At 48.1% G+C, this 24,960-nt stretch carries 22 protein-coding genes and 1 other annotated feature; of the genes, 20 read left to right on the forward strand and 2 right to left on the reverse strand.

Annotated elements, in window-relative coordinates; translation table 11 throughout:
* Positions 1-7 precede the first annotated feature (7 nt).
* From hemL to ASG16_RS18695, 3 genes are all read left to right on the forward strand, one after another.
* The gene (gene hemL / locus ASG16_RS18685) at positions 8-1,297 is read left to right on the forward strand and encodes a glutamate-1-semialdehyde 2,1-aminomutase (protein WP_056497622.1); all 1,290 of its coding nucleotides are present in this window, start codon (positions 8-10) and stop codon (positions 1,295-1,297) included.
* 120 nt (positions 1,298-1,417) lie between these two features.
* A complete protein-coding gene (locus tag ASG16_RS18690; RefSeq protein ID WP_056497619.1) occupies positions 1,418-1,894 on the forward strand; it encodes a GyrI-like domain-containing protein in 477 nt (158 codons plus the stop codon).
* A 134-nt stretch (positions 1,895-2,028) separates the two neighbouring features.
* Positions 2,029-2,838, forward strand: coding sequence for a hypothetical protein (locus ASG16_RS18695; RefSeq protein ID WP_241970793.1), 810 nt, complete (start codon positions 2,029-2,031; stop codon positions 2,836-2,838).
* 21 nt (positions 2,839-2,859) lie between these two features.
* On the opposite strand, the gene ASG16_RS18700 is transcribed toward ASG16_RS18695, so the two are convergent.
* Entirely contained in the window at positions 2,860-3,552 is a 693-nt protein-coding gene (locus ASG16_RS18700; protein WP_056497615.1) for a hypothetical protein, read from the reverse strand.
* Between the two features lie 111 nt (positions 3,553-3,663).
* On the opposite strand from ASG16_RS18700, the gene ASG16_RS18705 reads away from it, so the two are divergent.
* The 11 genes from ASG16_RS18705 to ASG16_RS18755 all read left to right on the forward strand — a co-directional run bounded on the left by ASG16_RS18705 (position 3,664) and on the right by ASG16_RS18755 (position 15,389).
* Positions 3,664-4,455 carry an alpha/beta fold hydrolase gene (locus ASG16_RS18705; protein ID WP_056497612.1) on the forward strand — a complete coding sequence of 264 codons (792 nt, stop codon included), beginning with the start codon at positions 3,664-3,666 and terminating at the stop codon, positions 4,453-4,455.
* An 88-nt stretch (positions 4,456-4,543) separates the two neighbouring features.
* Positions 4,544-6,418 carry a bifunctional metallophosphatase/5'-nucleotidase gene (locus ASG16_RS18710; RefSeq protein ID WP_056497610.1) on the forward strand — a complete coding sequence of 625 codons (1,875 nt, stop codon included), beginning with the start codon at positions 4,544-4,546 and terminating at the stop codon, positions 6,416-6,418.
* Between the two features lie 107 nt (positions 6,419-6,525).
* Positions 6,526-6,855 carry a PadR family transcriptional regulator gene (locus tag ASG16_RS18715; protein ID WP_056497609.1) on the forward strand — a complete coding sequence of 110 codons (330 nt, stop codon included), beginning with the start codon at positions 6,526-6,528 and terminating at the stop codon, positions 6,853-6,855.
* On the forward strand, positions 6,842-7,393 hold the full coding sequence (locus ASG16_RS18720; RefSeq protein ID WP_048032087.1) for an HAAS signaling domain-containing protein: 552 nt from the start codon (positions 6,842-6,844) through the stop codon (positions 7,391-7,393). Before ASG16_RS18715 ends, ASG16_RS18720 begins: the two co-directional genes overlap by 14 nt.
* A gap of 1 nt (position 7,394) precedes the next feature.
* On the forward strand, positions 7,395-8,243 hold the full coding sequence (locus tag ASG16_RS18725) for a DUF4097 family beta strand repeat-containing protein (protein ID WP_056497606.1): 849 nt from the start codon (positions 7,395-7,397) through the stop codon (positions 8,241-8,243).
* 138 nt (positions 8,244-8,381) lie between these two features.
* Positions 8,382-9,419, forward strand: coding sequence for a uroporphyrinogen decarboxylase (gene hemE / locus ASG16_RS18730; protein WP_056497605.1), 1,038 nt, complete (start codon positions 8,382-8,384; stop codon positions 9,417-9,419).
* 17 nt (positions 9,420-9,436) lie between these two features.
* Positions 9,437-10,369 carry a ferrochelatase gene (gene hemH / locus ASG16_RS18735; protein WP_056497602.1) on the forward strand — a complete coding sequence of 311 codons (933 nt, stop codon included), beginning with the start codon at positions 9,437-9,439 and terminating at the stop codon, positions 10,367-10,369.
* Between the two features lie 12 nt (positions 10,370-10,381).
* Positions 10,382-11,791, forward strand: coding sequence for a protoporphyrinogen oxidase (gene hemY, locus ASG16_RS18740; protein ID WP_056497600.1), 1,410 nt, complete (start codon positions 10,382-10,384; stop codon positions 11,789-11,791).
* Between the two features lie 94 nt (positions 11,792-11,885).
* The gene (locus ASG16_RS18745) at positions 11,886-13,394 is read left to right on the forward strand and encodes a LysM peptidoglycan-binding domain-containing protein (RefSeq protein ID WP_056497597.1); all 1,509 of its coding nucleotides are present in this window, start codon (positions 11,886-11,888) and stop codon (positions 13,392-13,394) included.
* A gap of 14 nt (positions 13,395-13,408) precedes the next feature.
* Positions 13,409-14,407 (forward strand): YutH/CotS family kinase-like spore coat protein, encoded by a 999-nt coding sequence (locus tag ASG16_RS18750; RefSeq protein WP_056497594.1) that lies wholly within the window; start codon positions 13,409-13,411, stop codon positions 14,405-14,407.
* The gene (locus ASG16_RS18755; RefSeq protein WP_056497593.1) at positions 14,394-15,389 is read left to right on the forward strand and encodes a YutH/CotS family kinase-like spore coat protein; all 996 of its coding nucleotides are present in this window, start codon (positions 14,394-14,396) and stop codon (positions 15,387-15,389) included. The genes ASG16_RS18750 and ASG16_RS18755 overlap by 14 nt, the downstream gene beginning before the upstream one ends.
* Before the next feature lie 39 nt (positions 15,390-15,428).
* Here ASG16_RS18755 and ASG16_RS18760 read toward each other — a convergent pair whose 3' ends face one another.
* Positions 15,429-15,611: a YszA family small membrane protein gene (locus tag ASG16_RS18760; protein ID WP_007726679.1), complete on the reverse strand. Its 183-nt coding sequence runs from the start codon at positions 15,609-15,611 to the stop codon at positions 15,429-15,431.
* A 250-nt stretch (positions 15,612-15,861) separates the two neighbouring features.
* On the opposite strand from ASG16_RS18760, the gene ASG16_RS18765 reads away from it, so the two are divergent.
* From ASG16_RS18765 to murC, 6 genes are all read left to right on the forward strand, one after another.
* Positions 15,862-17,064, forward strand: coding sequence for a PP2C family protein-serine/threonine phosphatase (locus ASG16_RS18765; protein WP_056497590.1), 1,203 nt, complete (start codon positions 15,862-15,864; stop codon positions 17,062-17,064).
* A gap of 25 nt (positions 17,065-17,089) precedes the next feature.
* Positions 17,090-18,328 (forward strand): ATP-binding protein, encoded by a 1,239-nt coding sequence (locus ASG16_RS18770; RefSeq protein WP_056497588.1) that lies wholly within the window; start codon positions 17,090-17,092, stop codon positions 18,326-18,328.
* A 107-nt stretch (positions 18,329-18,435) separates the two neighbouring features.
* Positions 18,436-18,762, forward strand: a complete 327-nt coding sequence (locus ASG16_RS18775) for an STAS domain-containing protein (protein ID WP_007726674.1) — start codon at positions 18,436-18,438, stop codon at positions 18,760-18,762.
* 58 nt (positions 18,763-18,820) lie between these two features.
* Positions 18,821-19,062 (forward strand) — a binding site (T-box leader).
* A 57-nt stretch (positions 19,063-19,119) separates the two neighbouring features.
* Positions 19,120-21,792, forward strand: a complete 2,673-nt coding sequence (locus ASG16_RS18780) for a valine--tRNA ligase (RefSeq protein ID WP_056497585.1) — start codon at positions 19,120-19,122, stop codon at positions 21,790-21,792.
* 43 nt (positions 21,793-21,835) lie between these two features.
* Positions 21,836-23,209: a bifunctional folylpolyglutamate synthase/dihydrofolate synthase gene (locus ASG16_RS18785; protein ID WP_056497582.1), complete on the forward strand. Its 1,374-nt coding sequence runs from the start codon at positions 21,836-21,838 to the stop codon at positions 23,207-23,209.
* Between the two features lies 1 nt (position 23,210).
* Positions 23,211-24,593 (forward strand): UDP-N-acetylmuramate--L-alanine ligase, encoded by a 1,383-nt coding sequence (murC, locus tag ASG16_RS18790; protein WP_056497579.1) that lies wholly within the window; start codon positions 23,211-23,213, stop codon positions 24,591-24,593.
* Positions 24,594-24,960: the final 367 nt, after the last annotated feature.

Consider the following 24,960-nt stretch of genomic DNA (forward strand, 5'->3'; position numbering starts at 1 on the left):
GCACGAGATGAATAGAGAAAAATCTACTCAGTTATTTGCAGAAGCACAGCATTACATACCAGGCGGAGTAAACAGTCCGGTTCGTGCCTTTAAGAGCGTAGGAGGCAATCCTGTTTACATCGCAAAAGGAGAAGGCTCCCGTATTTTTGATGTGGATGGGAACAGCTATATTGACTACATCGGCTCGTGGGGGCCATTGATCTTGGGTCATGCGCATCCGCGTGTCCTTGCAGCGATTACGGAAGTAGCTGCGCTTGGAACCAGCTTTGGCGCACCGACTGAGCGGGAAACAGAAATGGCAAAGCTCGTTTGTGAGATCGTGCCATCTGTAGAAGTCGTGCGTATGGTGAACTCCGGTACAGAGGCGACGATGAGCGCTCTGCGCCTCGCGCGTGGCTATACCAAACGCAACAAAATCATGAAGTTCGAAGGCTGCTACCATGGTCATGCGGACAGCTTGTTGATCAAGGCTGGTTCCGGTGTGGCTACACTAGGACTTCCAGACAGCCCAGGCGTACCTGAAGGAACAGCACACAACACGATTACGGTTCCTTACAATGATCTGGAAAGCGTCAAACTGGCATTTGAAACGTTTGGCGATGATCTGGCAGCAGTTATTGTGGAGCCAATCGGCGGCAACATGGGGGTCGTTCCTCCACAGCCAGGCTTCCTTGAAGGACTGCGTGAAATTACAGAGAAACATGGGACACTGCTCATTTTCGATGAAGTCATGACTGGCTTCCGTGTAGCATTGGGTGGTGCACAAGAGCTGTACGGCATTACCCCTGATTTGACTACGATGGGGAAAGTCATCGGCGGTGGCTTGCCAGTAGGTGCATACGGCGGCAAACGGGAGATCATGCAGCAAGTGGCTCCAGCAGGACCAATCTATCAGGCAGGGACGCTGTCGGGTAATCCTTTGGCGATGGCAGCAGGCTTGACTACCTTGCAGGAGCTCAGCAAACCAGGCGCTTACGAGCGCTTGGAGAAGATGTCCGCTCGTTTGGCTGAAGGCTTGGCTGACAATGCCAAGAAGCTGGGCATTCCGCATACGCTCAATCGCGTAGGCTCCATGGTTTGCCTGTTCTTCACAGAGACGCCAGTTATCAACTACGACACAGCGAAAACATCCGATCTGGAGCGTTTCTCGACATACTTTAGCTATCTGCTGGAGGAAGGCATCATGATCCCGCCGTCCCAGTTTGAGGGTATGTTCGTTTCCTTGGCACATACTGATGAAGATATCGAACGGACGATTGAAGCAAGCTACAAAGCGATGAAAAAAGCGTTTGAATAAAGAAGGAAAAGAAGGGAGCACTTCCTAGCTGATGCAGGAGGTGCTTTTTTGATTTTTTTTGCAGGATTTTTCCACCCCCTGTCAAAATACGAAGGAAATTGCAGATGATGAGGTGGAGACATGGAAGGGACGATTGTTCACGTACCGCAAAAGCATCTGGTTGGACTTAGCTTCTCTGGTTCGTTTCCGATGCTTGTGGAATACATGCCAAAGCTGTGGGAGACTTTTTTGAAGCGCCAGGATGAGATTCCTCTCGTGATTTCTCCGGATGTTCGTTACGACATCAGCGACGAGAATCGGACGTACCAAATGTATACCGAGTACATAGTAGTGGAAGTAGAGCGTTTCGAACATATCCCTGAGGGCATGATCGGGTTTACGATTCCAGCGAAGACATACGCCCGCTTTACCCACACAGGACCGATGGAACAGGTCCAAGATACGTACCACAGTTTGTTTGGTTGGCTCAAAGCAAGTGACCATCAGGTAGATGAGTATGCTCTTCGTATGGAGCGCTACGATCAACGGTACGTTCCTTCTATGCATGAGTCTGCTCGGGTCGAGAACACGTACGAAATTTTTATCCCGCTTCGGTAAAAGAACAGCGAAGCAGCACCTCTAAACGCCCAACACCTCTTATACCCAAAAACGGGAGGTGTTGGCTGTTTGGTTTCACCAATTGGAATCCAGACTCGTATACTGTAAGAAACAGGACAGGGGTGACAAGTGTGGTGAAATTAAAATGGCATTTTCGAAAGCACTTGCGCAAGCGTTACGGTCGGTTGATTTGGAGTGTTCGCAAACGGAAAAATCGGAAAGGATACTTTAAATCAAATGTTTGGACACATCATCGTAAGAGTTATCGTATTCTTGTCGCAAATGAATACATTGCTGCATACTTGGCCAAAAAACTCGGGTTACCCGTTGCAAAAGTTTTACAGGCTCGTGTAAGAGGACCACGAGGGTATGTGAGACGCGGGCTTGTCTCTATCGAAGCCAACGCCAGGAAGGTTATTCCTTGGAAAAAGGCGAAGTCTTACGTAAAGAAAAAACCGCACAAGTATATCAAAAATGCCAAAAAATTAGCGCGTTTGGTGGCTTTCGATACATGGATTCTTAACCCGGACCGTTCGAATCGCAACTTGATTCTCTACCGAAGAAAATCATGGAAGAAATACAAATGGTATGGCATCGATCATGGCATGTCATTGTTTGGCAATCCTGATAAATGGAATTTTCGCAGAGCAAAGAATAAGTTCTCCTGTAAAAAAGCATACAAATTCTGCTTGCATACCGGAGACAAAAAGAAGCAACGAATTCCCTACGGATTGAAACGTTTCACAAAGGAAAATCGAAAGCAGCTTGCCAAGATGGTGAAAAAAATCCAATCTTTGCCTACCTCGGAAATCAAAAAAGCGATCAAAAGGGTACCGAAAGGATTTTTGAAAAAGTCCGAAAAAAAATTCATCCAAAAAGTGTTGCAATGCAGACGCAAGCAAATGAAAAAAGCACTGAAGCGGGTATCGAAGCGTTTTGCTTAAACATTTTCCCGTTTGTTCGTGTCAATTACGAGAGCAAATGTCCAGCGACTTGTCCAAAAAACAACCAAGTTCATCCATAATAGACTGCAAGACTTGTAGGGAAAGATCAACCTGCAGACCGATGTCTAGGGAGTGCTTTGCGTTTTGCGGCAGATACCGATGGATATTTGGCTTGGAAGTCATGATTCTTTCGAGTGCAGGCTGATGGTAGTGGGGATCGGCAGTACCTGAGACGAGAAAGACATTTTGCTCCAGCGCAAGCAAGTCTGCCACGACCAATTCCTCCCTCAGCAACGGAGTCAACAGGATCGCTGACGAACGGGAAAAACGAGGTTCCTTGAGCAAAGAACATGCAATCGGAACTGTTCCGAGTGATTTACCGAGAAAGAAAACACGTTCATACTCCTGCTGATCTAGTACCTGGGAGACAACCGTTTGCATATCCTCGCTGATCCAAGCGCTTCGTTTTGCGAATGAGCTGGTTTCGAAATCGGGGTTGTCTTTTCCATATTCTGCGTGTACATGGACGAGATCGAACTGTTTGCTCAAAAAAAGCATGGTAGAATAATACAGATATGGCCTGTCGAACGAGTAACTGGCTCCGGGAAAGAAAAAACAGACGGAGCGAGATGGCGTCTGATTTGCCTGAATGTGCGTGTACGTCATTTCTCTCCCATGCCTGACGATCACAGAACCTGTTTTTGGGTATACCATCTACTAGCTGCACCTCTTTCATGTTCTTCGGAACAGGGGTTATATTTCAATCGTAAGGGTCAGTAGCACTTTTTGACAAGAAGTAAACAAACAGTAAAGGAGTAGGATTCGATGAAAAAGGAAGTCCAACTGAGTAACGGCATCAAAATAGCCTATGTAGAAGAAGGAACGGGGGAATCGCTTGTTTTGATCCACGGTTTTTGTGGGAGCGCATCTTACTGGCATAAGCTAGTTCCGTTCTTGTCTAAAACGCATCGTGTCATTGCGATCGATTTGCGTGGTCATGGAAACAGCTCGGCCCCTGATGAACCGTATTCGATAGAGCGCTTTGCAGACGATCTGGCTTTGTTTGTAGATGAGCTGGGTTTAGCGAAGATTCATCTGTTTGGACATTCGCTCGGTGGCTATGTGACCTTGGCATTTGCAAATCAATACGCGGACAAGCTGGCGAGCTTTGGCTTGATCCATTCGACGCCATATCCGGATGACGATGCTGCCAAAGCCAATCGGGATAAAGGAGCAGACAACATCCGCCAAAATGGTATGGAGCCGTTTATCAAAGCCCTTGTACCGAAGCTGTTCGCCCCTTCCCATATCGACACGATGAGAGAAGAAGTCCAGCTAGCAAAAGAAATTGGCTTTGCGACGAGCCCGGTTGGAGCCATCCAAACCTTAATCGCCATGCGTGATCGAGTAGATCGCAATCATGTGCTGCAAGAAACGACCTTACCTGTGCTATTAGTCGCAGGATCAGAGGATCAGATCATTCCCGCTGAAAAAACTTTTACAGTTGATAAAAATAACGTCGAGCAAGTGTTGCTGCCTGATGCAGGGCATATGGGTATGGTAGAGGCACCAGAGAAAATGGCAGAAGCCTTCAAGAGCTTTCTAAACAGAAAGTAAACAAATATCACACCATAGTCCTAGCAAATTTTGCTATAATGAAAACGTTATCCTATTTATTTATACATAGACGAGAGGGGAAATTATCATGAAAAAGGCACGTCGGATTACGATGACGGCGTTTGCATCAATCGTATTTGCATCGCTGATGTCTTCCTCAGCATTTGCAGCACCATTGCATCCCGTACAGCACACTGACTGGATGGTGAAAAAGGCAATTGTATCAGCGGGTCAAAATGGCGATCTTGCTTTGGATCGTGCCGTGACTCTCGCGGAAGCTACTGTTGTTTTCTCCAAATTGAAAGAGGCAAAAGTGGGAGCTGCGGCTAAAGGTGCTCATTGGTCTACTCCTTATTTCGACTGGGCAAAGAGCCAAGGTGCTCTCACACAAGACGACTATAAAAACCCTGCGCAAGCCGTAACGTCTGCCAAGCTGACACAAATGGCTGACAAACTGGGCTATAAAATGAAGCTCGACAACAAAGCGACTGTAACGCGCGGTGAATTTTTCCAGGCATTGGGTGATGCGGCTACCACGCATGTAACGATTGCCCACACCAACGATACACATGGTCATATTCAAGAAGACAAGAACCAAAAAGAATTCGGCTTTGCCAAAATCGCAACCTTGCTCAAGGAATGGCGTGCAGAGAACGAAAACTTCTTGCTCTTGGACGCTGGTGATACCTTCCAAGGTACCGTTTTCGTGAACCAATTCAAAGGCGAATCTGTTGTTCCCATCCTCAACAGCCTCGACTACAACGTAATGGCTGCGGGTAACCACGAGTTTGACTTCGGTTATGAGCAACTGCTTAAGCTACGTGACATGCTCGAGCATCCAGTCATCTCTGCTAACGTGTTCAAGGCAGATGGAAAAGAATTGCTGCCACCTGTTTTCAAAGCAGAGATTGGCGGGAAGAAATTCGCCTTTGTTGGTTTCGTAGCGGAAGACACACCTGTATTGACTCACCCTGACAACGTAAAAGGGCTGATATTCAAAAACCCGGTAGAAGTGGCGAAAGTAGTTGTACCTGAGCTGAAAAAAGAAGTAGATCACGTCATTGTTGTTTCCCACATCGGAGTGAACGTAGACCGTGAAATCGCGAAAAACGTTCCTGGCATTGACCTGATTGTTGGTGGTCACTCCCATACTCCACTGAAAGCACCTGAACTTGTAAACGGCACGTACATCGTACAAGACTGGGAGTACGGCAAGTCTCTCGGACGCGCTGACCTCTACTACCTCGGTAAAGAACTGGTAGCATTCAGCGGCGGTTTGAAAGAGTACGATGAAGCAGTTGTAGCTGATCCGGACGTAGATAAGATGGTAAAAGAAATCGTGGGCAAGATCGATACTGTCATGAATGTTGTCATTGCGAAATCCGAAGTGCCACTCGATGGTGATCGTGCACTGGTTCGTACGAAAGAAACAAACGTAGGTAACCTGATCACAGATATCATGCTGGAGCGCACGCAGTCCATCAAAGGCTATGAGGCAGATGTAGCACTTGCTAACGGTGGTGGAATCCGTACACAACTGCCAGCAGGCGATATTACGAAAAAAGGTTTGTACACGCTCCTGCCATTCGAGAACAATACACTGGCAGTCGTAGAAGTAAAAGGCGAAGAGCTGAAGAAAGCCCTCGAAAACGGCGTGAGCAAGGTAGAAGAGGGAGCAGGACGCTTCCCGCAAGTGAGCGGCATGAGCTTCACGTACAACCCAGCCAAGCCGGCTGGCGAGCGCGTAGTAGAAGTAAAAGTTGGCGACAAGCCGCTTGACCTGACCAAAACGTATAAAGTGGCAACGATCGACTTCCTGGCAGCAGGTGGAGATGGTTACGAATCGTTGAAAAAGCCATTCTTTAACACAGGCTTGTCCATGTACAGCATTGTGGAGGAAGGCTTGATCAAGCGTAAAACTGTCAATCCAAAAGTAGAAGACCGCATTGTTGAAGTAAAATAAGGTTTGACCGGACAGGGATGGAGAAAAACCTCCCTGTCCGTCTTTTATTATGAAGTACCTTGCAATATATAGTAGCCATTTGGTAAGCTCTTACATGGGTGATGTTGATGAACGTACAGTTTAAAAAAGGGGTTCTGGAGCTGTGTGTTCTCGTCTTGACAGCTAAGCAGGACAGATACGGCTACGAACTAGTTGCGAGCATCTCAGAAAAATTCCATATCTCAGAAGGAACGGTTTACCCCTTGCTTCGCCGTTTGACCCAGGAAGGATTTTTTACGACCTATTTGGCGGAATCACAAGAGGGACCCCCACGGAAATATTACCAACTGACAAGTCGCGGTCGTCATTATATGAATGACCTCGTCTTGGAGTGGCGAATATTTAACCGCGGGGTAAATGAGATTATAGAGGAGGGACTCGGATATGACAAGGCGTGAGTTTATGGATGAGTTAAATGCTTTGCTTAGCGCTTTGCCTGATAAAGAACGCTTAGACATCCTTGCCGATTATACAGAGCATTTTCTCTTGGGAATGAAACAAGGGAAGACCGAGTTTGAAATTGCGGAAGGCTTGGGAAGTCCGAAGCTAGTGGCACGCGAGCTTTTGGCTGGCTACCGAATTGATCAAGCACATTCGAACGCATCGGTAGGGAATATGACGAGAGCGATTGTCGCGACGATCAGTTTGGGATTTTTCAATCTCGTCTTTGTTTTGGGACCTTTTTTAGGCTTGATCGGTATACTGATGGGGTTGTATGCGATGACTGCGGTGCTTTTGGTCGCGCCAGTCGGAATATTCTTGGATTACGGGATTCCTGCCCCTTCCCAGGAGAGACTGTTCTTGTTGTTCTCCAGCATGGTTTCCGTAGGATTGGGTGGAATGTTTGCCATCGGCTTGCTGCGATTGACGAAATGGCTGTATCGCCAGTTCTTGCGTTATCTCCAGTTCAACGTGAAGATGATCAGGGGGAAATGAGATGCGAAATTTGATGAAAAGACTCTTTGGAATAAGTCTTCTTTTGTTCATCATCGGTGTATGTGGAATCATCTGGCTCTTTACGAAGCAAGAAAATTTCTCGTTTTCGTTAAAACAAGTCAATGAAGAGCGCATAATCGAACAAGAAGTAAAAGCGATCGAGTTGCTGACGGAAGCGGCTGATGTGGAAATCATGGCAAGCAAGCAACCAAAAGCGAGCGTACGGATGGTTGGGGAAGTATCCGAACAACAGCAGGAGCGACTGGAATTTCAGAGTGTAGTCTCACCAGAGGGTACGCTGCTCGTAGAACTGCGTGAACGCCCTCATGTCAATATGTTTTATCCTCGCAACGGGAAGGTAAAGCTGGAGCTCTTCCTGCCAGAAAAAGTGTATGAGAACGTCCAGCTTGAAACGATGACAGGGGATATCAAGAGCGGAATGCTGCGGGCAAAGAACACGAAAATATCCACCAGCAATGGAGATGTGGACGTGTCGGGCTATGAAGGAGAAGCACTTGACGTTCAGACAGCTACAGGTGATATCAATCTGGCGAATGTTCGCTCGGCTGTTGTAATCGAAAGCTCCACAGGAGAGATTGATAAACTGACAATGCCAGAGCTGACCCATGACGTTTCCATTCGAACGGACACGGGGGATATTCGAGTGACGGTAGCCAAGGAGCCTGCTGCAGCACAGTTGGAAGTTACGACAGATACAGGTAGCATTGAAACCTCCTGGTCTAACCTTACCTATGAAAAGAACGAGGAATACAAAGTGAAGGCATCGATTGGATCAGGTGGACCCAAAATGACTGTGCGAAGTTCTACCGGGGACGTTCGCATTCAATAGGAGAAGTTTGGAAACAATGATGGATAGGATTGGAAATGGAAGAAACGAAAAGATTTTGACACAAAAGAGACATTACTTGTCGAATGACGAATGGTATCATATTGAAGGAAACATAATTGTGCAAAGCGAGGTTTATTCATGACCGCAAAAACTTTTAACGATACGTTTTTGAAAGCATGTCGCGGTGAAGCGACAGAGCATGTTCCGGTTTGGTACATGCGTCAGGCAGGGCGTTATCAGCCAGAATACCGCGCCATCCGCGCGAAGCATAGCTTTTTTGAAATGAACTACATACCGGAAGTTTGCGCGGAAGTGACACGTCTGCCAGTTGAGCAACTGGGCGTCGACGCTGCAATCTTGTTTGCAGACATCATGACGCCACTCAAACCGATTGGCGTGGATGTGAATATCGAATCTGGCATTGGTCCTGTGATCGCGAACCCAATCGAATCCTTGAAGGATGTTGAGCGTCTGCTTGAGCTCGATCCGGAAACGCATGTGCCTTACATTCTTGAATCCATTAAGATTTTACGTCAGCAATTATCTGTTCCATTAATCGGTTTCGCGGGTGCACCATTTACACTAGCTAGCTATATGATCGAAGGCGGCCCTTCCAAGCACTATCATAAGACAAAAGCATTCATGTATACCGAGCCGGTTGCTTGGCAGGCGCTGATGGAAAAACTGGGGGATATGACCATCACCTATCTCAAAGCGCAAATCAAAGCAGGTGCACAAGCTGTACAAGTATTTGATTCGTGGGTTGGTGCATTAAATGACGAAGATTACCGCGAGTACATTACTCCAGTCATGACTCGTATCTTCAACGCACTAAAAGATACGGACGTGCCAACGATCTATTTTGGTATCGGCGCTGGTCATCTTTTGATGGATTGGAACCGCTTGCCTGTTGATGTGGTTGGTCTAGACTGGCGTACTTCGATTACGACTGCTCGTGAGATGGGTGTGACGAAGACGCTGCAAGGCAATTTGGACCCAACGCTTCTATTGGCTCCTTGGGAGAAGCTCGAAGCGAAGGCGAAGGAAATTTTGGACGAAGGCACAAAACAGCCAGGCTTCATTTTCAATCTGGGACACGGCGTATTCCCTGACGCCAAAGTAGAAACACTGCAACAACTGACGAAGTTCATCCATAGTTACAAAAGGGACGTCTAATCAGGAGGGGCGCTTACATGTCAAAGCAGAAGATCGGACTCTTGTTAATGGCGTATGGAACGCCACGCAGTCCTGAACAGATTGAACCATATTATACGCACATTCGCCGTGGTCGTAAGCCACCGCAAGAACTGCTTGATGATTTGATGGCGCGTTACGAGGCTGTAGATGGATTGAATCGATTTGCAGACATTACGGATGAGCAGGTGCGCGCTCTCGAGCAGGAAATGAACAAACGCTATCCAGATCGGGAATTTGTAGGGTACCTTGGTTTGAAGCATATCGCTCCATTTGTCGAAGACGCAGTAGAGCAAATGAAGCAGGATGGGATTACAGAAGCGGTCAGTCTTGTTCTGGCGCCTCATTATTCCAGCTACAGCGTCAAAGAATACAATGGACGAGCACAGGAGCATTCCGCGGCAATTGGCGGACCTGTCATCCAGAGCATTGAGAGCTGGTATCTGGAGCCAGGCTTCATCGGATATTGGGCAGATGCTATTCAAGCGACGTTTGCTACGATGACGGATGAAGAGCGTGGACAAGCAGTCGTGATCTTCTCCGCGCACAGCCTGCCGGAAAAAATCCTGAAGTCAGGTGATCCGTACCCCATGCAACTGGAGGAGACAGCAAAGCTCATTGCGGAGCAAGCAGGGATCACTTCCTATGCAATCGGATGGCAAAGCGCCGGAAATACACCTGATCCGTGGTTGGGACCAGATGTACAGGATTTGACTAGAGAGCTGTACGAAGCAAAGGGCTACCAAGCATTTGTTTACTGTCCTGTCGGATTTATTGCGGAGCATTTGGAAGTTCTGTTTGATAATGATGTGGAATGCAAAGCGGTTACAGATGAGCTAGGGGTACATTACTATCGTCCACCGATGCCTAACGCCAGACCTGCGTTCATTTCCTGTCTGGCTGATGCAGTCGGAAAGAAGCTGGCGAATTAGGGGATCGATCATATGAGCGATAATACCTATCATATTACGATTATAGGCGGCGGCATCACAGGGTTGACCGCTGCTTATTACTTGCAAAAGGAAATCGAAGCAAAAGGCTTGCCCATCCGTTTTCAACTGCTTGAAGAGCAGGGACGACTTGGTGGAAAAATCAAGACATGGCGTCACGAAGGGTTTGTGATTGAGCAAGGTCCCGATTCGTTTCTCGAGCGGAAAACGAGTGCGGCTGAGCTGACAGTGGACTTGGGGCTTGCGGATGATCTCGTTCGCAACAGTACCGGACAAGCTTATATTTGGCATCAGGATCGCCTGAAGGCTATACCAGAAGGAGCGGTCATGGGTGTACCGACAAAGCTCATGCCTTTTGTCACGACCGATCTCATTTCTTGGCCGGGCAAGCTTCGGGCAGCTTTGGATCTGGTTCTTCCTGCATCAAAAGGAGACGGCGATATCTCCGTGGGTGACTTTTTTCGGCGTAGGCTAGGTAATGAAGTTATTGATAATCTTATAGCGCCTTTATTGTCCGGTGTCTACTCCGGGGATCTCGACAAGCTCAGCTTGCTTGCTAGTTTTCCTCAGTTCGCAAAAATGGAGGAACAGCATCGCAGCTTGATCGTAGCGATGAAGCATTCTCGCCCGCAAGTAAAAACGCAAGAAAAGCCAAAAGGCATTTTTCTGACGTTGAAGAACGGCTTGCAGTCCTTAGTAGAGGCAATCGAGAAGAGCCTGCCAGAAGAAGTCATCTCGAAGAATACCGGTGTCAAAGAACTGGTGAAACGGCCAGACGGGAAATACACCTTGGTATTGAAAAATGGAGAAACGATCGAGACAGATACGGTGCTGTTTACCGTACCACATGCTATCGCAGAGCCGTTGTTCCGTCCTTATGTACAAGTTCCTACTTTGCTCCAAGCGAAGCCGCATATGGTTGCAACCATCGCGATGGCATTTCCAGAGTCAGCCATTGATTTAGGGATGGAAGGGACAGGATTTATTGTGCCGCGGCATTCTGGAGCCAAAATTACCGCATGTACGTGGGCGCATCGCAAATGGCCGCATACGACGCCGAAAAACAAAGCCTTGCTGCGTAGCTTCATAGGGAGAGCAGGAGAGCAATCCTTCATGGAGCAGACGGATGAGGAAATTTTGGAGGTTGTCCTCCGCGATTTGCGCAAGATCATGACGATTCGAGCAGAGCCGGATTTTTATAACGTATCACGCCTGCAAAATGCCATTCCATATGTTGTCGGACACCAGGCTTGGGTGCAGGATGTGAACAATCAATTAAAAGAAAAACTCCCTGGTGTTATCGTGGCAGGTGCGTCGTACAGCGGCGTAGGTGTACCCGATTGTATTGATCAGGGGAAAAAAGCAATAGCTGAATGGATCGCGTCTGTAAAACCGGGGAGATAGATAACCCCGGTTTTTCCTTTTTTTTCGGTGCTAAACGGCTCGTCCTGTCCATATAGTATAGGGAAATGTCCTGCACTTGAAAGGAGGAGCACGAATGGCATTACAGGATGGGCAACTCTCTTTTGCCATCAAGGAGACCATTTTCCTCTCATCCGATAGAGCTGGAATAGGTGAATTGCAAGAGCTGGAATTGGTTCCAGATGTGGAAGTGTTGGAAAACGATTCCTACATCTCGATCACGGGTTGCTTGCAATTAGTAGGGAAGTACGAGCCAATCAGGGAAGCCGCAGAAGCGACAGGCGGCGAAGGAGAATCGCTGGTTGAGGCCATGACTTTTACTCCCTTTCGCCAGGAAGCATCGGATCAAGCCTTTTATGGCTGGGAGGAACAGATCGGTCATCGCATTCCGTTGAACATCACCATTCCATTGGATCGGATTACCGAGATCGGAGACATCTACGCAATTGTGGACAGCTTTGACTACAAGCTGGAATCACCACATCAAATGCTGATCGATGCCGATCTGAAGATTTTGGGGATAGTCCTCGGGGATAGAACTGAACAAACAGAGCAGATCGAAACGCAGGCTGCAGGTCCAGGCGAAGGAGCGTGGGAATACAGCTTTGCAACTGGGGATGACGGGCAAGAATATACGGAACAGACGTCCCTCGATGACATTGATCAAAAGCTGAGTGCGTTGGAGGAGGAATTGGAGCGGCAGGCATTGCCAGCATCCTATGAATCAACCGAATCTCCTTCCATGTTCGACACTCCGGCTATTGCTCAATCCGATGAGGATGAACACTACGAGCAATACGGTGATGTGCTGGAAGTGGCACAGCCCAATCCTCCGGAGTCCTGGGAGACTGCTCCTATTTCGTATGATTTCGATTCCCAACAATCTTCGTCGTACGATTCTTCCGTCGCCTATTCCGAACAGTCCGTATTGGCAGATGAGCAAGAGCAGATGAGAGAAATAGCCGAAAAAGAACAAGGACATGAGGAGCCTATACTGGCTTTACACGATCAACAGGCAATCGCATACCAGCAAGTTTCCAACGAATCTACTGGGTCATCAGTCCAAGCAGAGTCGCAGGAAACAGTGCAAGAAGCAGTGCAAGAAGCAGTGCAAGAAGCGGTGGAAGCCAGTGTTGTGTCCGAGCCAGAACCTGAGCAAGAAGCAGAACCAGTCGTTGCACAACCAGAGGCTGCCGCGGAGGATGTAGAAGTGCGAGTGGCGATTTCTGGGAAACCCTCCCAAGAAGAAAGAAGTAACGTGAACATTACTTCCATCTTCTCACAAGCGAGTCGTGCCAAACAGGAAGCGTTGGCGTTGGAGGCGGAATCTTCATCTAGCTCTTCGCGACATGGGTCTGCGGCGAATGCCAACCCTTCTACGATGGAGGCCATGCAAAATCTTACATCGTTTGTCCGAAGAAAAGAAGAGCGTTCCAGTCAACTGAAAATGTGCATTATTCAGCGAGATGAGACGTTAGAGCATATTTCACAACGATACTCCTTGCCTGTTTCCAAAATCATGGAAGTAAACCGATTAGCTTCCGAGCAGCTTGTAGCAGGGCAGATTCTGTACATCCCACAATAGAGGAGTGGGGGACCGTGGATAAAATTGATCTCTCCGAGGTTTGCCAGCAATATCGGGCGCGCGTAATCCGAATTACGCCCCTTGATGATTGCTATTTACTGGAGACAAACCGGGGCCCCAAAGAACTCCACGTTTGGCCGCGTGTAGATGTGATGCGCTGGTCGTTTGCTTGGCGCGAACGACTGGCTCGTCAGGGGTTTCGAGAAGTGGAGCGGTTTATTCGTACGAGAGACACCAAGCCATTTTTGATTTTGGGTAAACGCGGTGTTACCATGACCGACCATCAGAGACAATTCGAAGACTATCAGCCCGGCCAGGACATTGCGAGGGAATGCGGCCGCGTGATCGCGATGATGCATCAGTCTCAGCAGGAAAGTCCTTTACTGTCCGGAAGTGATTTGCTCAAGCAGGAAAAGAAGCAAGTAGAAGAAAAGGGAAGGCGTGCCAAAGAGTTGGTCGAATCATTTCGAGCCAAATCTGGGCGGAATTCTAAGGAAAATCGTTGGGTATCGGAACTCATGACCCCTATGCTGCAAAGAATGGACCGTTCCGCTGCGATGTTGGCCCATGAGCGAATTACTCCGGAGGCGGTTGCTGTATCCCATCGGGACCTTTTGCGTGACAACTGGGGAATGATAAACGGGAAGCTGTACTTGAGAGGTTTTTTCAGGCCGGTGATTTCAGTCCAGCAACGCGATGTTGCCACTTTTTTGCGCGATCACTTTTTAACCCATAAGGATCTGAAGCAGATTGACGCTTTTTTTGACGGCTATGAAGAAGTCAAGCCACTCACCTATGGAAACTATTCGTTGATACTCGCCTTTATGGCTCGTCCTCGTGAAGTGTACAAGAGTATCGAATCATACGTAAAGCGCGTATCGCTGGATCGAGAAGCGTCGATCGCTGGTATTGAGCACGCCTTGCAGAGTCAACAATCTGTTGACTTGCTGCTTCGGCATATTGCAGAGCGGGCCGAGCGTTCGAGGAGGGAGGGAGTCTATGAGTCGGTATGATGACATTGCTCCTTTGTTCAAAGAGTATGACATGTATGCCCAGAGCATTGACGTTTTAAAGGAGCCAAATGTATTTAAGGCGACGACTCCCTACGGCTCCTTCGTATGCAAACGAGCGCAAGTACCCGCTCAACGTCTCGTTTTCGTAAGCGATATGCTGCGTCAATTGCAGCACCGCGGATGGGATGGAGCCGTTCCTTTTACGTACACGAAATACGATGATCCTTTTGTTCAACAGGGTAACACTGCCTTTTACGTAACCCCTTGGCAGCCAGGAAGTGAGGAATGGGCCGAGCAACCTTTGTCTTGGGCGACTCCTGCCTTGGAGCGTTTGGCGGAGCTTCATCATTTGACACAAAACTACCGCTACGATGATCCGAGACAGGTGGAGCCACTTGTCGACTCCTTGTTAAACCGTTGGCAATATTGGCAAGACCAAATGAATAAGGCGGAAACCCTTGCGCAGGAACGCAAATATCCTTCCCCTTTTGATCTGGTGTTTTTGGCTAACAAGGAGTTTCTTGAGGAAATGGCACAAACAGCCACAGACTTATTGACCGATTGGCGAGAGCGACATGAGACGCACGCGCATTTTCGCTTATCGTTGATCCATGGTAACCCGAATCCCGAGCATGTTGTGCCAGATCGATCGGGAAAAGGACGGCTGCTTAATTTTGATCGTGCCAGCTTTGATACACCAGTTCGCGATTTGACGCTATTTTATCGTACTTATTTTCAAATGGCGGGGGATGAGGTTGGGGCTTCTCAGCTATTCCATCGCTACGCCGAGATATTTCCGCTGCGACCAGAAGAAATTGAGCTGTTGGCCTCGTTTCTGTCCTATCCGGAGAGGATCATGAGAGACTTGGATATTTATTATCATCATCCCCGTGAGTGGACCGAGTTTTACGCTGTCCAACGTTTTGAAAAAGATATGGACCGCCTGATGCGCCTGCATCGTTGGGTCCAGCAAGCCTTTTAATAAGCAACGTCTCACCGCGTGGGGCGTTGTTTTTCTTTTTTATAACCATTCAAGGGAGATGGCAACATAGAGCATGGCTAGCAAACCGAGAAGGACGACATCAAAAGAGGTAGGAAACACTACCGTTCGGATAAACTGAAAAACCAACAGCGGAAAGAGCACTTGTTTGCACCCGTATTTGATCCGTAAATACGTGGGGTTATACTTCCAACGAAAATTCATCACAATCACCTCATTCCAGCATATGCGCGGCAACTTTGGACAGTGTCTACAACCTTGAGCAAATGCCTAAAACATTTTGATTAAAAGTAGATAGTGGTTTGAATGGTGCCTGAAAAGGGAAGGTGTAGGGCAGGAAGGCTAGGACGAAACGAATAAAGGTGATCACAATGTTTTTGAAAATTGCCATAACCCTTTTCGCAATTCCCGAAAGAAAGAATTATGCTAAAGTGTGTATGGGAGTGGCTCGGGGATGAATCATCAATTGGTCAAACTAATGGAATTGAAACAGAATTATGAGTATCTGGTGATGACCAGCAATGAGCAAAGCAAGCGCCAAGTCAATTACGAGAGTCTCATGCCATTTATAGAAGAACTGGTCGACACGTGGTTCGTGAAAATGGACAAGCCTTGCTTCTTGTCGATCACGTTTGAATCGGCTTTAGGTGCTGTTTATTTTCGAATCGAGCGTGGAAATAAAGAGAACGCAAAAGTACAGCGCGAAGTAGAAGAGCGCATTGTTGTCTCGGAACAGTGTGACACCGCTCAAACACCGCGCTATGTCCGCTTGTTCGCCCAGAGTAACGTCAATGACCGTGAGCTAAAAGAGCTGGAGAAAGCTTTTTATGGGCTGCTCCTTGTAAATATTCGGGCGTTGATCCTCAGATGTCAACAGGACCAGTCAACAGGGCAGCGAGAAATTGAGATGGAGATGAGGCTTGCTAGACGCATGCAGTCGATGCTCATTCCCACAGAAGAATTGCAGCTAACCAGTTTGCGAACAAGAACGGTATACGTGCCAGTCGACTATGTAGGCGGAGATTACATTGACTATAGACAAATCAATGATCGCTACACCTGTTTTATCATTGCGGATGTGTCCGGGCACGGTTTTTTGGCCAGTATCTGGGCAACGGGGATTAGGATTGCTGTACGGCAGGTTTTGCAGTCCAGTTACTCGCCGGATGAGATTTTGGAACGACTCAATCAGTTGCTTTATGCAGATTTAGTGAAGACCCGTTCTTACATTACGATGCTGGTTGCTGTCTATGATGAGATGGAACACAAAATTCGATTTGGCAGGGCAGGACATCCGCAGCCTTTTTATTTGTCCAAGTCGAATCAAGCCATTTTAGCTAGCAAGGGTGGGGTCGGCCTAGGGCTTTTGCCCGATAGCACGTATCAAATGGAGGAGGTACCCTTAGAAGAAGAGGGCATGCTATTGCTCTACACAGATGGTTTGCTGGATTCAGGGAGAAAAGAAGTGTTTCGAGGTAGCAGACAATGGCTTGAAGAACTATCCTCCTTATTAAATTTGCCTGGTGATAGTAAGCAGGAATCGATGAATCGAGTTGAGGCCTACTTATTGGAGATCACACAGCAGCGAAACCAAACGGATGATATTTCTGTGTTGATTCTTCAATTTGAGCCTGAAGAGAGTATAGCCCTCGTGTAGTTGCGCGTGAATAGGAGGATGAACTGTGATTTTGTGTGAGCGTTGTCCGGACAATCCCACTTGTGATAATTGCCTTGTCGCGCTACGTTCTGGCGGTGCAGCAAACAAAGTAGTTCCGCCCCGCACTGTAAAGGTGACGAACCTAGCAACGAAGGAATCGTTCCAGGCGAAGCTGGTAGCAGTGAGTCGGACGACCATTGGGTTAAGCAGTTCTGATCATGTTTTGCACGGACGCATAGAAATAGAGCTCGCCTATGATTTCCGAATTATTGGTACCGGATTGCGCGGTATAGCAGGTGATCCGTACTACATTATCGATATCGAAAAAGTTTTGCGACGGGAAGATGTTCTGGAGCGGTTGCTTCTGGAAGAATTTCATACATGGCACATGAGTGGCGAATTGGACCCGGCAGACGTCTTGTTACATTGGAAGGATCGAGACGACGAGCGGGGGCGATTAATAAAACAAGAGATTCAGAAGTTATCCATACTGCGTCAGATCGAGACCGTTTTCCTCTATCTTTACGATGAAGGGAAAGTGCGTCCGCTGGGTGACGTTCGAGCGAGTTTGGAAGTAGAGCAAGAAATGCAACGACTGGTCGAAGATGCGGCTGGATCGGGCGGTTCTGTAAGGGAGCAAATTGTCACCACTGATGGCACAAAGGTGTTTGAATTATACACATCTGTATTGCCAGATCGGACCTGTGGTATCGCCTTGATTGATGTCACCGCCGTCATTGCAGAAGAACGAAAACGCAAAAGACGGGAATGGGAGATCTACAGAGATATTCTGGGTGTGGTCACAGAAGGTAAGCTATTGTTGCTTAGTGATGAAGAATTATTTTTCTTGCTTCGGGAAGGTCATAAGCTCTTGGCAATCGACATCCGTTTACCAGAGCAGCTTGCAGAACTGCGTAAATTGTTCAAGCAAGCTTTGGAACCACATGGCATTTCTGATAAGCGCTTGCTGCAGTTTCTCGTTGCGGTCAACGAAGCTGCTTCCAATACGTTGAAGCACGGAAATGGCGGTGTGGTTACGTTATACCTAACAAATGACAGACAGATGTGCCGCGCTGTGATCCATGATGAAGGGCAAGGAATTTTACTCGAGGATATTCCGCGAGCTACCCTACAACAAGGATTTTCTACGCGCCACTCGCTTGGGGCCGGTTTTCACGTGATCTTGCAATACTGTGATCGTGTTTATTTGAGCAGCTCGCTGGCAGGTACCAAGCTTATTTTAGAATGTATCCTTTCGCGTTAAGCAACCATTTCCAAAAAGCCAAATGTTTGCAAGTGAATGAAAATGGGTAATATAGTAAAAGGACGAGCAGATTGGGTGTACCGATACCTATTGAGAGGAGTTTGAGCATGGACTACCGCGCAACAGAGGCGAACGGACAGGCTACATTGTTTTTCGTCGGAGAGTTGGACATGGCTGTAGGAGATCGAGTAGGTGAATTGCTCCAGCAGTATGGAGGGCGAAATCAATCCGTTACCGTCGATTTTCAAGGTGTCTCCTTTGTAGATTCTTCCGGTATTGGAAGCCTGTTTTTTACCACGAAAGAACTGTTGGCTATGGGCAAACAGGTAGAAATCGTTAATGTCCGAGAAGAAATTCTCGATATTTTGGGCGTGCTCGGTTTTACCGAAGCACTGGGCATTGCAGTTGGAAAAGTGGGCGAAACCCGGGTTTGACGCCAAACAGCGTGATTGTATATAATAGTGAAAGCTAATCATACGACAACTACATACGATAGGAACAATGAGTGGGAAGAGTAAGTCAGAACACCTTAGCAGAGAGGAGAATCAGTTGCTGCGAGATTCTCTAAGGTTATGAATGGCTGAAGGTCGCCCAGGAGTTTTTTCGGTGAAAGCATGTGCCTAGCCGAAACCGGTTCGCAACCGTTATCTTGTCAGAGTGAACACACCATAAGCTTGACGTTTATCGTGTGTTAACAAAGGTGGTACCGCGAAAATAATCCTTTCGTCCTTTGCGATGAAGGGTTTTTTTATTTTTTGCAAAGCAAGTCATGCTAATAGGAGGAGTCGTACATGTCTACACAGCCAACAACCGACATCGACCAATTGCTGCCGAAAAACTATGATCCAAAAGCAGCAGAGAACAAATGGTATCCGTATTGGATCGAGAAACAATTTTTCAAGGCAGAACGTGACCCGAATAAACGTCCGTTTACGATTGTCATTCCACCGCCGAACGTAACTGGTAAATTGCACTTAGGCCATGCGCTCGATACGACTTTGCAAGATATCATTACGCGTACCAAGCGTATGCAAGGCTACAGCACCTTGTTCTTGCCAGGTATGGACCACGCTGGTATTGCAACTCAAGCCCGCGTAGAAGCTACCTTGCGTGAAGAAGGCGTCTCTCGCCATGATCTGGGCCGCGAAAAATTCGTGGAAAAGGTATGGGAGTGGAAGCACATCTACGCTTCGCATATTCGTGAGCAGTGGGAAAAGCTCGGTCTTGCCCTGGATTACTCCCGTGAGCGTTTTACGATGGATGAAGGCTTGTCCCAAGCTGTACGCGAAGTATTTGTTCGTCTGTACGAAAAAGGCTTGATCTATCGTGGCAACCGCATTATTAACTGGGACCCTGCTGCCCGTACAGCTCTGTCCGATATTGAAGTGATCTACAAGGAAGTAAAAGGTGCGCTGCATCACATGCGTTACCCATTGGCAGATGGCACTGGTTATATCGAAGTAGCTACAACCCGTCCTGAAACAATGCTCGGTGATACGGCTGTAGCGGTACATCCGGAAGATGAACGTTACAAGGACATGATCGGCAAAACCGTTATTTTGCCAATCGTAGGACGCGAAATTCCAATCGTCGCAGATGACTACGTTGATCCTGAGTTTGGTTCTGGCGCTGTAAAAATTACGCCAGCACACGATCCGAATGACTTTGAATTGGGTCTTCGTCATCAGTTGCCACAAATCGTTGTCATGGATGAGACGGGCACGATGAACGAGCTGGCTGGTATCTATAAAGGCTTGGATCGCTTTGCATGCCGCAAGCAAATCATCAAAGATTTAACCGAGCAAGGTGTTATGTTCAAGGTTGAGGAGCATATTCATCAGGTTGGACATAGTGAGCGCAGCGATGCAGTTGTAGAACCATACCTTTCTACCCAATGGTTCGTAAAAATGCAGCCTTTGGCTGACGAAGCACTGGCTAATGCAAACAGCCCTGAGAGCGTGAAATTCGTCCCAGAGCGCTTCAAGACGAATTACCTGCGTTGGATTGAAAACATCCGCGACTGGTGCATCTCCCGTCAGCTTTGGTGGGGTCACCGAATTCCTGCATGGTATTGCGGAGATTGTAACGAAACGATTGTATCTCGCACGGATGTGACTGAGTGCCCAAGCTGCCACAGCCACAAGCTGGAGCAGGACAACGACGTTCTCGATACATGGTTCTCCTCTGGTCTATGGCCGTTTTCCACACTAGGCTGGCCGGAAGAATCTGAGGACATGAAGTACTTCTATCCAACGAACGTCCTGGTAACAGGTTACGATATCATTTTCTTCTGGGTTGCTCGCATGATGTTCTCAGGTCTTGAATTTACCGGGAAAAGTCCGTTTGAATCCGTCTTGATCCACGGCATTATTCGCGACTCCGAGGGCCGCAAAATGTCCAAATCACTCGGAAACGGTGTCGATCCGATGGAAGTGATTGAGAAGTACGGTGCGGATGCACTGCGATACACACTGGCGACAGGGAACTCCCCAGGAAATGACCAACGATTCTACTGGGAAAAGGTGGAGGCAAACCGCAACTTCGCGAACAAGATTTGGAATGCGTCCCGTTTTGCCTTGATGAACCTGGCAGACTTCAAATACGAGGAAATCGATTTGAGCGGTGAGCTGTCTACACCAGATAAATGGATTCTCTCCCGCCTGCAAGCGACAATCGCAGATGTAACCCGTCTGTCTGACGCATTTGAATTTGGGGAAACAGGCCGTGTGCTGTACAACTTCATTTGGGATGACCTGTGTGACTGGTATATCGAGATGGCGAAGCTGCCGCTGTATGGTAACGATGAAGCGGCGAAGAAAACAACCCAATCCGTTCTGGTAACGGTTCTGGATCAAACGCTCAAGCTATTGCATCCGTTTATGCCGTTCATGACGGAGGAAATTTGGCAGGCATTGCCTCACCAAGGCGAGAGCATCACAGTAGCACCTTGGCCAACCGTTAACGAGCAGTGGATTTTTGCTGAAGCAGAAAGCGAAATGAACCAGTTGATGGATATCATCCGCAGCGTACGCAACATCCGTGCAGAAGTAAACGTACCGATGTCCAAGAAAATTGAGCTTTTGATCAAGCCAAGCGATGCATTGTCCGCTGAGCGTCTGACACGCGGTGAACACTACCTCACTCGTTTCTGCAACCCTGAGCGTCTGGAAATCAGCCTGGATCTGGCTACGCCTGATAAAGCGATGTCTGCTGTGATCACGGGAGCTGAATTGTTCCTTCCACTGGCAGGCTTGCTCGATATCGAGCAAGAGCTAAAGCGTCTGGAAAAAGAAGTGGCGACACTCAACGGCGAAGTGGAGCGCATTGAGAAAAAGCTCAACAATGCTGGATTTATGGCCAAGGCACCGGAAAAAGTAGTCGCAGAGGAAAAAGCGAAAATGGCAGACTACATGGATAAGCGGGATAAAGTGATTGCACGACTTGCCGAATTGAAGGGCGAATGATCCGCTATACCATCGCATATTTTTGAGAATGGAGCATTGTGGTATGCATGCAGAAGAAGGGTTTGTAGAATATACGCAAGCGCTCGACTGGCTGCATGGATTGCTCAGGTTCGGTCAACGGCCGGGGCTTGAGAGAATGCAGTGGGTTTTGGAGCAAGTAGGACATCCTGAGCGGAGAATCCCATTTATTCATGTAGCTGGTACCAATGGAAAAGGTTCAACCTGCGCATTCCTGACGCAAATGCTGATGGAAGCTGGATATAGTGTAGGTACATTTACCTCCCCTTATTTGGTTGATTTCCGTGAGCGCATCCGTTACAACGGCAGCATGATCGCGGAAGAAGATCTATTGCAGTTGGTGAATGAAGTCAAGGTATGGGTGCAACGCTGTGAACAAGAAACAGAGTTCGGCTCCCCTACCGAATTTGAAGTGATTACGCTGATCGCCATTCTTTATTTTTCAAGAGTGGCGAGACCAGCGGTAGTCGTATGGGAAACAGGACTAGGCGGGCGATTGGATTCGACGAACGTCGTCCTTCCGCTTGTTTCGGTCATCACGAATATCGGCATGGACCATACGCAAGTGTTGGGAGAAAGCTTGGAAGATATTGCCCGGGAAAAAGCAGGGATTATCAAGCCGGGTGTTCCAGTAGTCACAGGTGAGGTTAGGCCGGAACTTCTTGCGATTTTTGAGGAGCGCACAAGACAATCGAAGAGTACGCTATATCATATTGGTGAACATTTTCAGGCGGAGCAGGTAGAGGAGCAACTGGGTGAACAACAGTTTCGTTACAAAAGCATTCACCGTCGTGCGGAAGCATCCTACCGTCTTACCATGAATGGCATTCACCAAACAACCAATGCAGCCGTTGCTTTAATGACCATCGATATCCTGCGGAATTACTTCTCTTTCTTGCTGGAGGAAGAAGAAATATCTCGCGGTTTGCAACAAACGCGTTGGCCTGGTCGTCTAGAAGTCATCTCTCCAAGACCAATGGTTATCTTGGATGGGGCACACAATCAGGAAGGAATGGAGGCGCTTGTAAGCAGTCTGGATCGGTTGTTGCCGGACGGAGTACAGTTGCATTTGCTCTTTTCTGGATTGGCAGATAAGCCGCTTGCCAAAATGGCAGAGTCGCTCGCACCAGTAAAGTCAAAAATCAAAAAGCTGCATGTGACAACCTTTGACTTCCCGCGTGCAGCCGAAGCCAATAGCTTACAAGAGTCGTTTTTAGCCGGTGGCTGGGAGCAAGAGTTTCTCGATGCAGTCCCAGACTGGCGGGCGTTTCTCCTTTCTTGGATGCGGGAGAAGCAATCGGCGAAGGCGGATGACTGGTTGGTCGTCTGCGGTTCGCTCTACTTCATCGCCCAAGTACGCGCATTCTTTCCCACTATAGTAGAAGAGGCAGGTGAATAGGGTGGATCAGGCCCAACACGTCCACTTTGTGGGCATCGGCGGTTATGGTATGAGTGCCATTGCCCGCGTCTTGATCGACCTTGGATACAAGGTAACCGGCTCCGATGTCGCCATGAATGATTTGGCGAAAAAGCTGGAAGCAAGAGGGGCGGTCATTCATATTGGCCATAATGCTGCCCACGTGGAGGGAGCAGACAGCATCGTATACTCCACCAGTATTTCCAAAGACAATCCTGAGGTGATCGCAGGTCAAGCATTAGGAATTCCAGTCATGCACCGTTCCCAAATGCTTGCTCGCATATTGAATGAACGCACAGGAGTAGCAGTTGCCGGAGCACACGGCAAGACGACCACGACATCGATGATCTCTCACGTGCTGGAAGAGTGCGGTGTAGACCCGACTTTCATCATCGGTGGTGAATTGATGAGTGCTGGTACCAACGCAAAGGCTGGTGCCAGTGATTATGTCATTGCCGAGGCAGACGAGAGCGACGGTTCCTTTTTGGAATACAGACCGATGTATGAAATTGTGACGAGCATCGAAGCAGATCATCTGGAGCATTTCGATGGCGACTTCAACAATTTGAAACAGGCGTACGTCCAGTTCTTGAGCCATCTCAAACCGAATGGAAAAGCGATCCTGTGTATCGATGATCCACATGTACGTGAAGTCATGCCGTCCGTCGAAAAAACGGTCGTGACGTATGCAGTCGATCCGAATTTTGTGGCGCAAGCACAGTTTTCTGCCACTTCGATTGAATGTGGAGATCGTTGCAGCACGTGCCAGATTTATCACAAGGATGAACGATTGGGCGAATTGTGTCTCGTAGTCCCAGGCAAGCATAATATTGCAAATGCGCTGGCTGCGATCATTGTTTGCTTGGATATTGGCCTTTCGTTTGAAAAAATTGCACAGGCACTGTCTACTTTTAGCGGTGCCAAGCGCAGATTCCAAATTATCGGAGATGTACGAGGCGTCCTGGTCGTAGACGACTACGCGCATCATCCAACGGAAATTATCGCCACACTAAGCGGGGCGAGGGCGTCGGGCAGACGTGTAATCGCTGTGTTTCAGCCACAACGCTACACACGCACGTATTTCCTCATGGATGAATTCAGCCGAGCCTTTGCAGAAGCAGACGAAGTGATCATCACGGATATCTACTCTCCAGCGGGAGAAGAAAAGATTGAAGGAGTTACCTCCGAGGTGCTGGTGCAAAAAATCCGCACCAACAGCCACCCGCGTGCGCAATACATTCCGACGAAGGAACAAATGCAGGAGCATGTCTTCAAAGGATTGCAAGAAGGCGATCTCGTGTTGACAATGGGTGCAGGAGACATTTGGAAATCCGCTTACTGGCTCGCTGAAAAGCTAGAGAAATAACGGATAGAGGCATATGAAGGCTTGGAACCTACGGGTTTCAAGTCTTTTTATTTTCTACGGGAAAGTTTTGGGTAATACTGCTAAGGATGATCTACCTATGTTCTAAAAGGTATCGATAAACCAACAATGCTGGTGAGAAGAAAAAGCACAGGGCTCGTAGACCTTGACAAGGCCTACCCAGTCTCCACTACAAAAAGGGGACCACGCTTGTCGAACACTTCTCCTTTGAGAAACGTCCGCCCGTAGGGTGGCTTTGGCTCGACGGTCCCCTTTTTGTAGTGGAGACGGCCAGTGAATCCCCCTGCTGGCGTGTCAGAGTCGAAGAGAACTGTGCTTTTTCTTCTCCTCCACTATGTTGACTCAAACC

The sequence above is a fragment of the Brevibacillus sp. Leaf182 genome, assembly GCF_001423865.2.
Lineage (GTDB): Bacteria > Bacillota > Bacilli > Brevibacillales > Brevibacillaceae > Brevibacillus > Brevibacillus brevis_C.